Here is a 315-nt window from a genome sequence, read left to right on the forward strand (position 1 = left end):
GCCCATCGACGAGAAAGACTGCGACCCGCCGAGCCACCTTGCCAAGGCCGAGTACAAAGGTATCCTCAAGCCGCAGAATGGCCGCTTTTACTGCACGGGCGAACATGTCACGCGGACCAACCAACAGCCGCTGGTGTTCGACATCCACGTGTCCGGCTTTCGCCAGGGCGCCACGACTGGCGGCGTGGTCGGTGCAACGATGGCCGCAGCGCCGCGGGCCGGGTCACGCTGAGCATGGATGGGTTCTTCGAGGTCGGCGAGAGGCTCGACGGGCTGGACAAGGACGTCCTCCAGACCATAGAAGGTCGCGCGCTG

The 315-nt window shown here is 65.1% G+C and carries 1 pseudogene; it reads left to right on the forward strand.

What is annotated here, in order from left to right:
- Nucleotides 1–232, forward strand: a pseudogene (locus CBX98_RS26430) (hypothetical protein); the annotation flags it as partial.
- Nucleotides 233–315 lie beyond the last annotated feature (83 nt).

The organism is Vibrio sp. T9 (assembly GCF_003123985.1).
GTDB lineage: Bacteria > Pseudomonadota > Gammaproteobacteria > Enterobacterales > Vibrionaceae > Vibrio > Vibrio diabolicus.